We start from the raw sequence: 13,612 nt of genomic DNA, 5'->3' as shown, positions 1-13,612 counted from the left end.
TTGGGCCACCTTCCTTGCGGGGCCCGCGCACCTATATCCCTGGTATCTTCGGTGCAAGCCTGAAACCCCTTGGACAGGCCTGCCCCGGGCATATGCGGTTGCGTCCAGGACACTAGCGTCCCGGCCCAACTCCAGCTAAGGCGTCCGGCTAAGCCTCCGGCCCGTAACCGACAGAGATTGGGAAATGCCCGATACCATCCAGGAAGTCTTGCAGGCCTTTGCCAGGGGCGAACTCGTCGTCGTCACCGACGACGAAGACCGCGAGGGCGAGGGCGATCTGATCGTCGCCGCCTCGCTCTGCACCGCCGAGAAGATGGCGTTCATCATCCGCCACACCTCCGGCATCGTCTGCGCCCCCGTGACCACCGAGGACGCCCGCCGCCTGCGGCTCGATCCGATGGTCGCCCACAACGATTCCGCGCACACCACCGCGTTCACGGTCTCGATCGACTACAAGCCCGACGGCGGCACCGGCATCTCGGCCGAGGAGCGTGCCTCGTGCTGCCGCGCGCTCGCCAATCCCAATGTCGGCGCCCATGACTTCGCCCGGCCGGGCCACATCTTCCCGCTGATCGCCAAGGACGGCGGCGTGCTGCTGCGCTCCGGCCATACCGAGGCCGCCGTCGATCTCTGCAAGCTTTCCGGCCTGCCGCCGGTCGGCGTCATCAGCGAGCTGATGAACGACGACGGCAGCGTGATGAAGGGCGAGCAGGTCGCCCGCTTCGCGGCCCAGCACAAGCTCAAGCACGTCACCATCGCCGACATGATCGCCTACCGCCAGGCGCGCGAAAAACTGATCGAGCGGGTCTCGACCTTCGTCACGGACAGCCCGATCGGACCGTTACAGGGCTATGCCTACCGCTCGCCGTTCGATTCCATCGCCCACGTCGCCTTCGTCTACAACGGCGTCGGTGACGGCAAGAACGTGCTGACGCGCTTCCACAAGCCGAACATCGTCAAGGACACCTTTACCGGCCACAAGCGCATGGCCGCCGTGCTCGAGCATTTCAAGAAGACCGGCCGCGGCGTGCTGGTCTACCTGCGCGACGGCGCGGCCGGTGTGCCCGTCTCGCCGCTGGAGGACGAGACCTCGACGGAGGCCGACCGCAACCGCCAGTGGCGCGAGGTCGGGGTCGGGGCGCAGATCCTGCGCGATCTCGGGGTCACCTCGATCCGGCATCTCACCTCCTCGGTGCATGACTACAAGGGCCTGTCGGGCTTCGGCATCGAGATCGTCGCCAACGAGCAGCTCGAAATCTGACCGCGTCGTTTCCGGGTTCGCGCCGTTGCGCGACCCGGAATGACCGAAACCAGGATGCAATTGCACTTGTTGCCGCGGCGCTTTAATTTGTCGGGCAATTTCTAGACGGAACCAGACGCGAAAGGACGTTTCATGAGCGTGCGCCCTCAGGCCAAGGACAAGCCGGCTGCGGCTTCTTTCCAGTGGGACGATCCGTTCCTGCTCGACGAACAGCTGACCGAAGACGAGCGCATGGTGCGCGACACCGCCCGTGCCTATGCCCAGGACAAGCTGCTGCCCCGCGTCGCCAAGGCCTATCTGGAAGAGAAGACCGACCGCGAAATCTTCAACGAGATGGGCGAGCTCGGCCTGATCGGCATCACACTGCCGGAGGAATATGGCTGTGCCAATGCGAGCTACGTCGCCTATGGCCTCGTCGCACGCGAGATCGAGCGGGTCGATTCCGGCTATCGCTCGATGAACTCGGTGCAGTCCTCGCTGGTGATGTATCCGATCTATGCCTATGGCGACGAGAACCAGCGCAAGAAGTACCTGCCGAAGCTCGCCAGCGGCGAGTGGGTCGGCTGCTTCGGCCTGACCGAGCCGGACGCCGGCTCCGATCCGGCCGGCATGAAGACCCGCGCCGAGAAGGTCTCGGACGGCTATCGCCTGACCGGCAGCAAGATGTGGATCTCGAATGCGCCGATCGCCGACGTGTTCGTGGTCTGGGCCAAGTCGGCGGCGCACGACAACCAGATCCGCGGCTTCGTGCTGGAGAAGGGCATGAAGGGCCTCTCCGCGCCGAAGATCGGCGGCAAGCTCTCACTGCGCGCCTCCATCACCGGCGAGGTCGTGATGGACGGGGTCGTGGTTCCCGAAGATGCGCTCTTGCCCAACGTCTCCGGCCTCAAGGGCCCGTTCGGCTGTCTCAACCGTGCCCGCTACGGCATCTCCTGGGGTGCGCTCGGCGCCGCCGAGGACTGCATGCACCGCGCCCGCCAGTACACGCTCGACCGCAAGCAGTTCGGCAAGCCGCTCGCCGCGACCCAGCTGGTGCAGAAGAAGCTCGCCGACATGGAGACCGAGATCGCGCTCGGCCTGCAGGGCTCGCTTCGCGTCGGCCGCCTGATGGACGAGGGCAAGTTCGCGCCCGAGATGATCTCGATCATGAAGCGCAACAATTGCGGCAAGGCGCTCGACATCGCCCGCACCGCCCGTGACATGCACGGCGGCAACGGCATCTCGATCGAGTACCACGTGATGCGCCACGTCCATAACCTCGAGACGGTCAACACCTACGAGGGCACCCACGACGTCCACGCCCTGATTCTCGGCCGCGCCATTACGGGCATTCAGGCGTTTTTCTGAGCGCCGGGAATACCGTGGCGATTGTCTTGCTCAACTGTCATCGTCCGCGAAGGCGGACGATCCAGTATCCCAGAGACCTCGCCTTCGTCTCAACGGCCGCGGCGTACTGGATACCCCGCCTTCGCGGGGTATGACGGCAGAGAGTGCGGCTACAGGAAGTCCCATGTCCGACAACGACGACGTCCCGTTCAACCGCAACTTTCCGCTTCAGCCTGGCGTCGTCGAGGAAGTCCGTCCCGGCGTGCGGCGCGTGCTCTGTAATAATCCGAGCCCCTTCACCTTCACCGGCACGGTCAGCTACATCGTCGGCACCGGCAACGTCGCGATCATCGATCCCGGCCCGGACGACGCGGCGCACGCAGCGGCGCTGCTCGAGGCCGTGCGCGGCGAGACGGTGAGCCACATCTTCGTCAGCCATACCCACCGCGACCATTCGCCGAACACCGCGCGGATCAAGCAGGCGACCGGCGCGCCGGTCTATGCCGAAGGCCCGCACCGTGCCTCGCGCCCGCGCTTCGAGAGCGAGAAGCACAATCCGGAATCCGGCGTCGATCGCGATTTCGCGCCTGACATCACGATCGCCCATGGCGACGTCGTCGAGGGGGCCGGCTGGCGCCTCGAGGCGGTGGCGACGCCCGGCCACACCGCCAACCACCTCGCCTTCGCCTGGCCGGAGCGGAAATTCAATTTCGTCGGCGACCACGTGATGGGCTGGTCGACCTCGATCGTGGCGCCGCCCGACGGCTCGATGATCGACTACATGGACTCGCTGGACCGTCTCGCCGCGCGCGATGAGGATCTCTACTTCTCCGGCCACGGCCCCGAGATCCCGGACGGCCCGCGCTTCGTGCGTTTCCTGATCCGCCACCGCAAGGCCCGCGAGGCCTCGATCCTGCACCGCCTCGCCAAGGGCGAGGCCGACATCCCGACCATGGTGCGCGCGATCTATATCGGCATCGATCCCAGGCTGACGACGGCCGCCGGCTATTCCGTGCTGGCGCATCTGGAAGACCTCGTCGCGCGCGGCGTGGTGGCAACCGATGGCGATCCCGTGATCACCGGGACGTACCGGATGGCCTAGGGGCGGGGCGAATGGTGAGTGGCGAATAGGGAATGGGGAGTAGCGAATAGTCTGTCCTTCCACTCGCTATTCGCTACTCCCTATTCGCCGTCTTCATTTCTTCACCGTCTTCGCCGGGGCCTTCGGGGGCGCCACCGGGGTCTTCTTCACCGGCTTCAGCGCGTCGGCATCGGCGGCGGCGTTGAGATCCTCGGTGAATTTCTTCACACGCGCGGCATTGCTGCCGAGATCGCTGTCGAAATAACGCGAGGCGGAACGGATATCGACGCGGGAATCCTCGCCGTCGGACACGACTCTGATGGAAATGTCCTCGCGCAGGCCCATGATCGGCGTGCGGGCCACCGCCTCGATGCGTCCGATGCGGCGCGGCGGCTGCGGCGCGCGCTCGTCGATGACGAGCCATTTGCGCTTGTTGACCAGCTGGAGCGCGATCGCATAGGCGCGATCGACCGGGATCTCGAGCTCGATCGGTTCGATATCGGGATAGAAATGGCGCTGCTGCTCGGCCGAATAGAGGCCGGCATAGACGGCCGTATTGGCGCCGTCGCCGATGCGCAGACGCGCCAATGCGTCGAAGCGGGGCGGGTCGATCGGGTCGGTGGTGATGTCGTGGATCGCCGGCAGCTTGCGGTATTGCAGGGCGAGATAGGCGGGGTAGGCGAGGATCGCGCCGTCGATCAGGAACGCGAGCAGGATGCGCGCCATGCCGCGCGAGCCGTTCTGCCAGATCGCGGCGAAGCCCGCGAGCCCGAACAGGATCGAGAGCCCGGCGATCGCGAGGCCCCCGAAGAAGGTGACGAGCGCCGGTTTCGGCTCCAGGAAGCCGAAGCGGACGACGAGGATCGACACCAATACGGCCACCACCGCGAACACGGCGAGATTGCGCGCCCAGCTGGCGAGGCTGGACACGGGCTCCGTCTGGTAGGGAGCGGAAAACCTGCGGGCCATCGGGTGAAGCTCTGCCGGGGTCTTGGAGGCGGTGCCGGCCGATCTGGCGCGACGATAGGCCGTTGAGACCACGGAGCCGCGGCAAATTCAAGGGAGACCGGACTGTTACGGCCCGTCATTCCGGGGCGGCTCAAAGAGCCGAACCCGGAATCTCGAGATTCCGGGTTCGATGCTTCGCATCGCCCCGGAATGACTTTCGAGCGGCGGCCTACGCCGCCGCGTTCGGGAAGCGGTAATCCCTAAATTGGTCGCGCAGCGCCGTCTTCAGGATCTTGCCGGTGGCGGTGTGCGGGATGCCGTCCACGAAGGCGACGTCGTCGGGCATCCACCATTTGGCGATCTTGCCATCCATGAACTTCAGGATGTCCTCGCGCGTGGCCTGCTGGCCCTGCTTGAGCTGCACGATCAGGAGCGGCCGCTCGTCCCATTTGGGGTGGAACACGCCGATCACGGCGGCTTCCGCCACGGCGGGATGGCCGACCGCGAGGTTTTCGAGGTCGATCGAGGAAATCCACTCGCCGCCGGACTTGATCACGTCCTTGGATCGGTCGGTGATCCGCATGTAGCCGGCCTCGTCGATGGTCGAGACGTCGCCGGTGTCGAAGAAGCCTTCCTCGTCGAGGATGTTGGCGTCGACGTGGTAATAGGCCTTGGCGACGGCGGGGCCGGAGACCTTGAGCCGGCCAAAGGTCTTGCCGTCCCAGGGCAGCTCCTTGCCGGCATCGTCGGTGATCTTCATCTGCACCCCGAAGGGGGCATAGCCCTGCATCTGCAGCACGTCGAGCTTGGCGTCGCCGGTTGCGTTCTGGAACGGCGGCTTCAGCGCCGCGACGCTGCCGATCGGGCTCATCTCGGTCATGCCCCAGGCGTGGCGGACGTTCGAGCCCATGTCGAGGAAGGCCTTGATCATCGAGCGTGGCATCGCCGAGCCGCCGCAGATCACCATCTTCAGGTCCGGCAGCTTCAGATTGTTGGCGGCCATGTGCTGGAGCAGCATCAGCCACACCGTGGGCACGCCCGCGGTGTGCGTCACCTTCTCGGTCGAGAGCAGCTCGTAGACCGAGGCGCCGTCGAGCTTGGCGCCGGGCATGACCAGCTTGGTGCCCTGCGAGGGCGCGGAGAAGGCGATGCCCCAGCTGTTGGCGTGGAACAGCGGCACCACCGGCAGCATCGCCTCGGAGGCGCTGGTGCCGAGCGCGTCGACATTGTTGGCCATCAGCGCGTGCAGCACGTTGGAGCGATGCGAGTACAGCACGCCCTTCGGATCGCCCGTGGTGCCCGACGTGTAGCACATCGCGGCCGCCGTGTTCTCGTCAAAGTCCTTCCATTTGAATTTGCCGTCGGCCTGCGCAATCCAGTCCTCGTAGGCCACCGCATTCTTGAGCGTGGTCTGCGGCATATGCGCCTTGTCGGTGAGCACGATGTAGCGCTCCACGCTTTCCAGCTTGTCGGCGATCTTCTCCAGGACCGGAACGAAGGTGATGTCGGTCATCACGATGCGGTCCTGCGCATGGTTGATGATCCAGGCGATCTGCTCGGGGAAAAGGCGGGGATTGACGGTATGGCAGATGGCGCCGATGCCCATGATGCCGTACCACACCTCGAGATGGCGCCAGGTGTTCCAGGCGATCGTGGCAACGCGGTCGCCGAGTTCGATGCCGTCGCGCTCCAGCATCTGCGAGACCTTGAGCGCGCGCTTGTGGATTTCGCCGTAGGTGGTGCGATGGATCGGTCCCTCGACCGATCGCGTGACCACCTCCTGCTTGCCATGAATCCTGGCGGCGTGTTCGATGATCCGGTGGCAGAGCAGGGGCCAGTCTTGCATCAAACCAAGCATTCCGACGTTCCTCCGAGAAGTCGCTGGGCGCGTTTTTGCTCTCAGCGTTGGGCCAAAGAATTGTCATGAATTTTAGCCTGCCGGACTTTCGCCGCAAATGGTCTTGTCGCGGCTATATGTCCGCCGGTGCGGCAATGGTTACCGTCGCGCTGGGGCTGTCGCTTGTGCTGACGGAGCGGGCAGAGGCGCGAAAATATGCTGCGCCGTTCGATATCTTTGGTCTTGGTGCACCGCGGCCGCGTGCGAGGGTTCATTCCGCCAGGATCCCGCTCCCGAAACCGCGCCCCGAGGAGGCCCCGAAAGCATCCGACGAGGCCCCGCCGGAGGCGGAGGGCAAGCCGTCCCCGGACAAGCCGGGTGATACCAAGCCCGCCGAGGCTGCGCCGCCGCCGGAGAAGCAGCTCTCGGCCTGCCGCCTCGCGCTGACCGAAGACATCGCGGTCGCGCCGTCCATTCCCGATATCCGCGGCCCCGGCGCCTGCGGCGGCGAGGACCTGGTGCGGCTGGAGGCCATCGTGCTGCCGGACAAGCGCAAGGTGACGGTGAAGCCGGCGGCGATCCTCCGCTGCACCATGGCCTCCGCGATCGCGGACTGGGTGCGCAAGGACATGGTGCCGCTGGCCGCGAGCCTCGGTTCGACCATCAGCGATCTCGACAATTTCGACAGCTTCGAGTGCCGGGGCCGCAACCGCATCGTTGGTGCAATGCTGTCCGAGCACGGCAAGGCCAACGCCCTCGACGTCCGCGCCATCAAGCTCGCCAACGGGCAGTCGATCGGCCTCACCGACCGCACCATCTCGCGCGATGTGCGCGAGCGCGTGCTGCATTCGGTCTGCACACGCTTCTCCACCGTGCTCGGGCCGGGCTCGGACTGGTACCACGAGGACCACATCCACCTTGATCTCGCGCAGCGGCGCAACGACTACCGGATCTGCCAGTGGAATGTCTGGGATCCCTTGCCGCAGGTTGCCCCGCTCTTGCCGGCGGAGCGCCCCGAGGAGGCGCCGCCGCGCGAGGTCGCGGCCAAGCCTGAGGCAAAGGAAGGGGCTGATGACGAGGCGGCCGAGAAATCCTCTCCGCCTGAGGACAAGTCGACACCCGTGAAGAAGGCTCAGCCGCACAAGCCGGCAACAAAAAAGCGCCGGTAAGACCGGCGCTTTTGGATTTCAGAGATCAGGAGGCGATCAGTAGCTGCCCGCCTGGCCCGTGCCGCTGCCGCCGAGCGCCAGCCGCGAATTGTAGGGCGAGTCGCCATGCTTGGGCTCGAGCACCACGACGATGGTGCCGACTTTGACCCGGTTATAGAGGTCGATCGCGTCCTCGTTGGTCAGGCGGATGCAGCCCGACGAGATCGAGGCGCCGATATATTCCGGCTGGTTGGTGCCGTGGATGCGGAACAGCGTGTCCTTGCCGCCCGAGTAGAGATACATCGCGCGGGACCCCATCGGATTGTCCGGACCCGGGGCGACATAGGTCGGAACGCCCAGGCGCGAAATCTCGCCCGGGGTCGGGTGCCAGGCCGGCCACTCGGTCATGCTGCCGACCTTGGCAATGCCCGACCAGGCCATGGCCTCTTCACCGACGGTGATGCCGTAGCGGATCGCCTTGCCGCCATCGAGCACGTAATAGAGGTAGTGATTGTCGGAATCGACCACGATCGAGCCCGGCGATTCCTTGCGGTGATACTCGACGATGGCGCGGCGGAACGGCTCAGCAACCGGGGTGTTCTCATACCGAACCTTGGCAAGGAGTTCCTTGTCCTTCGGCTTGAATGCCTTGGTGTCGGTCGCCTCGAAATGCGTGGCCTGCATGCAGCCCGACAGCATCAGGCCCGCGGCCAAAATTCCCAACTTAACTTTCAGCGACGACATGGTTTGGTTCCAATCAAAACAATACCGTGCGGAAGGCCTGAGCTTACCGCCTAAGTTCCTCGACTCCGTTGGTCCCATTATCGTTGAAATCTGCCACAATTCCAGCGCTGAAGGCCTTTTCCCGCGCTGCGAGAGCCAAGCTGTGGCTTTTCTGCCGCAAGTTTTGCCACGCTATGGGGGTTTTTTGGCAAAGGGGGGGTCCGGACTGTCGATTTTGCGCCACAGTAGCGCCACAAATGCAAACCCTCCGTTAATGTTGTTGTCATCGTGAACCTGCCAGAATCGCGCTAAAGGCTGTCATTCTGTCGCAGGGTCTCTGGAGTTGTCATGTTTTCGGTGTTTGTTCCCTCCGAGTCCTCGCTCAAGAAGGCGGTCATCGAGGATCTCACGGCGCTGCCGGAGAATGCGGTCTGGATCGACCTCTCCAACCCCTCGGCCGCCGAGGACAAGGCCGTGGAGCGGCTTGCGGGCATCGCCATCCCGACCCGGGAAGACATGCAGGAGATCGAGATCTCCAGCCGCCTCTATATCGAGAACGGCGCGCGCTACATGACCGCGACGCTGATGTGCCACTCCGATACCGACATGCCCCGGACCACGGCAGTGACCTTCATCCTGGGCGACCATCGCCTGGTGACGGTGCGCTACGACCTGCCGAAGCCGTTCGCGCTGGTCGAGGCCAAGCTGGCCCGCTCCTGCACGCCGTCCATCACCGGCGAGATGGTGCTGATGGAACTGCTGGACGCCGTGATCGACCGCTGCGCCGACATTCTGGAGCGCTGCGGCGCCGAGATCGACCAGGTCAGCCACGACATCTTCGAGCCCGAGAGCGAACGCCACGGCCACGCCAAGCAATATTCCCAGATCCTGATCTCGATCGGCCGCAAGGGCGACTTGACCTCCAAGGTTCGCGAGAGCCTGGTCTCGATTGGCCGCGTGGTGACGTTCCTGTCCGCTGTGGTCGAGGGCGTGAAATGGTCCAAGGACATGCGCGAGCAGCTCAAGACGATGCAGCGCGACGTGGCCTCGCTGACCGACCACGCCTCCTATCTCTCCAACAAGATCACCTTCGTGCTCGACGCCATGCTCGGCGTCGTCAATCTCGAGCAGAACAACATCATCAAGCTGTTTTCGGTCATGGCCGTTGTCCTGATGCCGCCGACGCTGATCGCCTCGGTCTACGGCATGAACTTCAAGGCGATGCCGGAACTCGAATGGGTCCACGGCTATCCGATGGCGCTGGTGATGATGCTGATCGCCGCCATCGTCCCGTACTGGATCTTCAAGTGGAAGAAGTGGCTGTGATCGCTCCCGCTCTCGGAAAATAGCTACCGAGACCTTACGCCGGTCGCAGAGACACGGCGCATCGTGTCGCAGAATAGAGCGAGTTTGTGGCGTCGCGGTGATGCGTATTTGCTGCCCCAATTCCTCCGGTAAAATTTGAGCGGTGGGCTGAACGTTTGCGCGAAACTTGTCTGCGATAAGTAGTGCGTAGCCGCGAGGAACAACCATGGTTGAAAAACACATAACGTCGCCCCGCAACGTCATCGATCTGGCGAACTATCGTCAGGTCCTGGCGAGCGGCAAGGCGTCGTCGATGTCGGCACGCCTGTGCCGGCACTGTGGTGCTCCGCTGCTCGATGGCGAGAACGACGACGACTGCTCGACCGCTTTCAATGCCGGAGCTCCAAGTGCTTCAGCTCCAAGACTGCGCGATCGGTCGCGTCGGATTCGAGTCGATTGAGGAACGGAAGGAAGGGCGGGCGATCCAGGTCTTGCGGCGGCGTTGTCTGGATCGCCTTGCTTCCGTCTCAAGCTGCGGCAAATTCAAATTTCCAGTTCACCCGTCATTCCGGAGCGCCCTGAGGGCGAATCCGGAATCTCGAGATTCTCAGGTGCGCAATTGCGCACCATAGCTCGATGCTTCGCATCGCCCCGGAATGACAGTGACGCTTACACGTGCTGGCCGCCGTTGATGTGGATCTCGGCGCCGTTGACGTAAGAACTGGTGTCCGTGCACAGCACATAGATGATCTTGGCGACCTCGTCGGGCGTGCCGAGGCGGTGCATCGGGATCTGCTGATCGACGATCTTCTCGGTACCCGGCGACAGGATCGATGTGTCGATCTCGCCGGGCGCGATCGCATTGACGCGCACGCCGACGCGGCCGAAGTCGGAAGCCATCTCGCGCGTCAGCGCGGCGAGAGCTGCCTTCGAGGTGGCATAGGCAGCGCCCGCGAAGGGATGCACGCGCGAGCCCGCGATCGAGGTGACGTTCACGACCGAACCCTTGGCCGCCTTCAATTCATCGATCAGTCCGCGCGCGATCATGATCGGCGCGAAGAAGTTGACGTGGAAGACATGCGTCCAGGTGTCCAGCTCGGTGTCGACCGAGCCGAGCCGCGAGCCGCCGGGGCCCTTCGGCGAGATCGCGGCGTTGTTGACCAGCGCATGCAGCGTGCCACCTTCGAGGCGGCGGCGGATTTCCGTGATGGCACGCGCGGTGTCCTTGGGGTCGCCGAGGTCGACCTGGATGTGGTCCTCTGGTCCCGCATCCCAGGGGCAATCCTCAGGAAACGGATGCCGCGAGCAGGTGATGACCCGCCAGCCCGCCGAGGAGAAGCGGATCACGGTGGCGTGGCCAATGCCGCGGCTCGCCCCGGTCAGGAGCAGCGTACGACGCGGCAGGTTGGACGAATGCGGCATGGACATCTTTCAGGTCGGCTCAAAGCTAGAGACGAGGCTCACAAGGCTCAAGGATACATCCGCGTCTTGGACCATGGCTGGCCGGCGGCGTCACGACGAAATTCGATGCGGTCGTGCAGACGGAATGGGCGGTCGTGCCAGAACTCGATGCGGAGCGGCGCGATGCGCCAGCCGCTCCAGCCCGGCGGCCGCGGGACCTCGCCGATGACATATCTGGCCGCGACCTTGGCGATGGCCTGCTCGAAGGCGAAGCGACTCTCCAGCGGCTCGGACTGCTTGCTCGCCCAGGCGCCGATCTGGGCTTGCTTCGGCCGCGTCGCGAAATAGGCATCGGCCTCCGCGTCGGTCACCGGCGTAACGTTGCCGCGGATGCGGACCTGACGGCGCAGCGACTTCCAGTGAAAAAGTAACGCTGCCTTAGGATTTGCGGCGAGTTCGCGGCCTTTCTGGCTGGCGATGTGGCTGTAGAAGACAAAACCCTCGGTATCGAAGCCTTTCATCAGCACCATGCGAACATCGGGCAGCCCATCGGGATCGACGGTTGCGAGCGCCATGGCATTCGGATCGTTCGGCTCGCTCTTGATCGCCTCGTTCAGCCAGGCCTCGAACAGCGCAAAAGGCTCGTCGGCGGCGGTGAAATCACCGGATGTTAAGGGTGTCTGGTGTTTCATCGAGGTCGTGTCGGTCATGTCTGGAGTCCGAATTGCGTCCCGCGGCCCAAAACGCGTTGTTGTCCGCTACCGCCCTATATAGGGCATGGGGACGCGTTGGCCTATCGGCGATCCGGCCGTCCGGCCTTGTCATGACGATCATTCTGATCGGGCTGGGCGCCGGCGGCTGCAGCTTCTCCCGCGGTGACAAGAGTGCCTATGCCAAGGCCGAGGACAGCGACCTCACCGGCTCGATCGTGCGGCCGGCGAAAGACGCCGCGCCGACGGAGACCGATCTCGCTTTCGCCCGCAACGCCGCCACCGACGTGCTGAGCAAGGGCGACAAGGATTCCAGCCAGCACTGGGAGAACCCGGAGACAGGGGCGCGGGGATCGGTGACACCGATCGCGCAGTCCTATGCCGCCGAGGACGGCCGCAAGTGCCGCGATTTCCTGGCGAGCTACGTCAACGGGAGCACGGAAAGCTGGCTCCAGGGCGCCGGCTGCCAAAGCAGTCGTGGCCGTTGGGAGATTCATACGCTAAAGCCGTGGCGGAGCTAGGATTCGGCGCGCGCCCCTAGTTGCAAAAATGCCACTCTCTCCCCACATGGATCGCAGGTGGGGCGGGGAGCCCTTTAGACAATTCGAATTCTTGAAGGAGACGTGACGGATGCGCGACCCCTATGAGGTCTTGGGGGTGCCGCGGAGCGCCAACGCTGCCGCGATCAAGAGCGCCTATCGCAAGCTTGCCAAGAAGCATCATCCCGACAGCAACAAGGGCGACCCGAAGGCTGCCGAGCGCTTCTCCGAGATCAACTCGGCCAACGAGATCATCGGCGACGAGGACAAGCGCAAGCAGTTCGACCGCGGCGAGATCGACGCCGAGGGCAAGCCGCGCTTCCAGGGCTTTCCGGGCGGCGGCGGGCCGCGCGGTCGCGCGGGTCCCGGCGGGTTCGAGAGCTATACGTTCCGGAGTGGCGGTGCGGGCGGCCCGGGCGGCGGCGGCGCGTTCGAGGACATCCTCAACAGCATGTTCGGCGGCGGGATGCGCGGTGCGCGCCCCGGGGCCGGCGGCGGTGCCCAGTTCGAATTCGACACCGGCGGGATCGGGCTCGATCTCGACGTCAACGTTGCCATGTCCGTCTCGCTGGAAGAGGCGGTCAAGGGTGGCGAGAAGCGTGTCCGGCTGCCGACCGGCAAGGAGCTCAACGTCAAGATCCCGGCCGGCGTCACCGAGGGCCAGCAGATCCGGCTGCGGGGGCAGGGCGAGAGCGCCCAGGGCCATGCGCCCGGCGATCTCCTGATCACCATCAGCATCGCGCCGCACCCGTTCTTCAAGGTCGAGGGTTCAGACCTCAGGATCGACCTGCCGGTCACGCTCTATGAGGCGGTGCTCGGGGCCAAGGTCCGCGTGCCCACCCTCGGCAATGCCGTGGAGCTGTCGGTCCCCAAGAACACCTCCAGCGGCCGGACCTTCCGTCTCAAGGGTAAGGGCTTGCCGAAATCTGGTGGAACCGGGGATCTCTTGGTGACCATCAGGATTATGCTACCGGACGGGAACGACGCCGAGCTTGAAGCATTGATGGAGAAGTGGCGGGACCAACACCCCTACAATCCACGTAGCGGGCTTGGCTAAAGCATGATCCGGAAAAGTGCGTAGCGGTTTTCCGGAAAGATCATGCGCAAACAAGGAGCTAAAGCGCGAGCCATCGCGCTTTAGGGCGAGATCGAACTGAAGGGGTTTTCCTAGAGGCTTAAGGCGTCGTCCAGGAGATGACGCTCATCATATGCCTGAGGCGTGGTAGCGCTTCATGGTCTCGACGTGTCGGCTGTCCGGCGGGGCAGCCGATAAAAAGGTGCGGCCTCGAGAGGGGGACCAGCGCGGTACCAAAAACCCCAATCGAGGCCGCCC

Annotated in this window: 13 protein-coding genes; 8 read left to right on the top strand and 5 right to left on the bottom strand. The window is 64.5% G+C overall.

Annotated features, from left to right (window positions below):
• Positions 1 to 184 precede the first annotated feature (184 nt).
• From ribB to JQ592_RS04245, 3 genes are all read left to right on the top strand, one after another.
• Entirely contained in the window at positions 185 to 1,261 is a 1,077-nt protein-coding gene (gene ribB / locus JQ592_RS04255; protein ID WP_211401644.1) for a 3,4-dihydroxy-2-butanone-4-phosphate synthase, read from the top strand.
• Positions 1,262 to 1,393: 132 nt separating this feature from the next.
• Positions 1,394 to 2,608: an acyl-CoA dehydrogenase gene (locus tag JQ592_RS04250; RefSeq protein WP_028135001.1), complete on the top strand. Its 1,215-nt coding sequence runs from the start codon at positions 1,394 to 1,396 to the stop codon at positions 2,606 to 2,608.
• Positions 2,609 to 2,771: 163 nt separating this feature from the next.
• On the top strand, positions 2,772 to 3,689 hold the full coding sequence (locus tag JQ592_RS04245) for an MBL fold metallo-hydrolase (RefSeq protein ID WP_211401643.1): 918 nt from the start codon (positions 2,772 to 2,774) through the stop codon (positions 3,687 to 3,689).
• A 93-nt stretch (positions 3,690 to 3,782) separates the two neighbouring features.
• Here the strand turns inward: JQ592_RS04245 and JQ592_RS04240 are convergent, their stop codons facing one another.
• Positions 3,783 to 4,637, bottom strand: coding sequence for a DUF1499 domain-containing protein (locus JQ592_RS04240; protein ID WP_211401642.1), 855 nt, complete (start codon positions 4,635 to 4,637; stop codon positions 3,783 to 3,785).
• 208 nt (positions 4,638 to 4,845) lie between these two features.
• Positions 4,846 to 6,474, bottom strand: coding sequence for a fatty-acid--CoA ligase (locus JQ592_RS04235; protein WP_211401641.1), 1,629 nt, complete (start codon positions 6,472 to 6,474; stop codon positions 4,846 to 4,848).
• A 65-nt stretch (positions 6,475 to 6,539) separates the two neighbouring features.
• On the opposite strand from JQ592_RS04235, the gene JQ592_RS04230 reads away from it, so the two are divergent.
• Positions 6,540 to 7,622, top strand: coding sequence for an extensin family protein (locus tag JQ592_RS04230; protein ID WP_211401640.1), 1,083 nt, complete (start codon positions 6,540 to 6,542; stop codon positions 7,620 to 7,622).
• Positions 7,623 to 7,658: 36 nt separating this feature from the next.
• Here the strand turns inward: JQ592_RS04230 and JQ592_RS04225 are convergent, their stop codons facing one another.
• Positions 7,659 to 8,345, bottom strand: coding sequence for a L,D-transpeptidase (locus JQ592_RS04225; RefSeq protein WP_130370235.1), 687 nt, complete (start codon positions 8,343 to 8,345; stop codon positions 7,659 to 7,661).
• A 327-nt stretch (positions 8,346 to 8,672) separates the two neighbouring features.
• On the opposite strand from JQ592_RS04225, the gene JQ592_RS04220 reads away from it, so the two are divergent.
• Together JQ592_RS04220 and JQ592_RS04215 are read left to right on the top strand one after the other, a co-directional pair.
• Complete coding sequence (locus JQ592_RS04220) at positions 8,673 to 9,650, top strand: magnesium transporter CorA family protein (protein WP_211401639.1); 978 nt, start codon at positions 8,673 to 8,675, stop codon at positions 9,648 to 9,650.
• Between the two features lie 205 nt (positions 9,651 to 9,855).
• Positions 9,856 to 10,089: a hypothetical protein gene (locus JQ592_RS04215; RefSeq protein ID WP_211401638.1), complete on the top strand. Its 234-nt coding sequence runs from the start codon at positions 9,856 to 9,858 to the stop codon at positions 10,087 to 10,089.
• A 209-nt stretch (positions 10,090 to 10,298) separates the two neighbouring features.
• Here the strand turns inward: JQ592_RS04215 and JQ592_RS04210 are convergent, their stop codons facing one another.
• Both JQ592_RS04210 and pdxH read right to left on the bottom strand, forming a co-directional pair.
• Entirely contained in the window at positions 10,299 to 11,051 is a 753-nt protein-coding gene (locus JQ592_RS04210; protein ID WP_211401637.1) for an SDR family NAD(P)-dependent oxidoreductase, read from the bottom strand.
• Between the two features lie 47 nt (positions 11,052 to 11,098).
• A complete protein-coding gene (gene pdxH, locus JQ592_RS04205; RefSeq protein WP_211401636.1) occupies positions 11,099 to 11,740 on the bottom strand; it encodes a pyridoxamine 5'-phosphate oxidase in 642 nt (213 codons plus the stop codon).
• A gap of 113 nt (positions 11,741 to 11,853) precedes the next feature.
• Here pdxH and JQ592_RS04200 point away from each other — a divergent pair, with 113 nt between their 5' ends.
• Both JQ592_RS04200 and JQ592_RS04195 read left to right on the top strand, forming a co-directional pair.
• Positions 11,854 to 12,261 (top strand): RT0821/Lpp0805 family surface protein, encoded by a 408-nt coding sequence (locus JQ592_RS04200; RefSeq protein ID WP_211401635.1) that lies wholly within the window; start codon positions 11,854 to 11,856, stop codon positions 12,259 to 12,261.
• 109 nt (positions 12,262 to 12,370) lie between these two features.
• Positions 12,371 to 13,336 (top strand): DnaJ C-terminal domain-containing protein, encoded by a 966-nt coding sequence (locus tag JQ592_RS04195; RefSeq protein ID WP_211401634.1) that lies wholly within the window; start codon positions 12,371 to 12,373, stop codon positions 13,334 to 13,336.
• The last annotated feature ends 276 nt before the right edge of the window (positions 13,337 to 13,612 follow it).

Origin of the sequence: Bradyrhizobium iriomotense (genome assembly GCF_018129405.1) — a bacterium.
Taxonomy (GTDB): domain Bacteria; phylum Pseudomonadota; class Alphaproteobacteria; order Rhizobiales; family Xanthobacteraceae; genus Bradyrhizobium; species Bradyrhizobium iriomotense_B.
This window is presented reverse-complemented; position numbering and strand designations above follow the sequence as displayed.

Coding starts and splice junctions, on each gene's coding strand:
- ribB (WP_211401644.1), top strand. CDS start 185: ATGCCCGATACCATCCAGGAAGTCTTGCAGGCCTTTGCCAGGGGCGAA.
- JQ592_RS04250 (WP_028135001.1), top strand. CDS start 1,394: ATGAGCGTGCGCCCTCAGGCCAAGGACAAGCCGGCTGCGGCTTCTTTC.
- JQ592_RS04245 (WP_211401643.1), top strand. CDS start 2,772: ATGTCCGACAACGACGACGTCCCGTTCAACCGCAACTTTCCGCTTCAG.
- JQ592_RS04240 (WP_211401642.1), bottom strand. CDS start 4,637: ATGGCCCGCAGGTTTTCCGCTCCCTACCAGACGGAGCCCGTGTCCAGC.
- JQ592_RS04235 (WP_211401641.1), bottom strand. CDS start 6,474: ATGCTTGGTTTGATGCAAGACTGGCCCCTGCTCTGCCACCGGATCATC.
- JQ592_RS04230 (WP_211401640.1), top strand. CDS start 6,540: ATGAATTTTAGCCTGCCGGACTTTCGCCGCAAATGGTCTTGTCGCGGC.
- JQ592_RS04225 (WP_130370235.1), bottom strand. CDS start 8,345: ATGTCGTCGCTGAAAGTTAAGTTGGGAATTTTGGCCGCGGGCCTGATG.
- JQ592_RS04220 (WP_211401639.1), top strand. CDS start 8,673: ATGTTTTCGGTGTTTGTTCCCTCCGAGTCCTCGCTCAAGAAGGCGGTC.
- JQ592_RS04215 (WP_211401638.1), top strand. CDS start 9,856: ATGGTTGAAAAACACATAACGTCGCCCCGCAACGTCATCGATCTGGCG.
- JQ592_RS04210 (WP_211401637.1), bottom strand. CDS start 11,051: ATGCCGCATTCGTCCAACCTGCCGCGTCGTACGCTGCTCCTGACCGGG.
- pdxH (WP_211401636.1), bottom strand. CDS start 11,740: ATGACCGACACGACCTCGATGAAACACCAGACACCCTTAACATCCGGT.
- JQ592_RS04200 (WP_211401635.1), top strand. CDS start 11,854: ATGACGATCATTCTGATCGGGCTGGGCGCCGGCGGCTGCAGCTTCTCC.
- JQ592_RS04195 (WP_211401634.1), top strand. CDS start 12,371: ATGCGCGACCCCTATGAGGTCTTGGGGGTGCCGCGGAGCGCCAACGCT.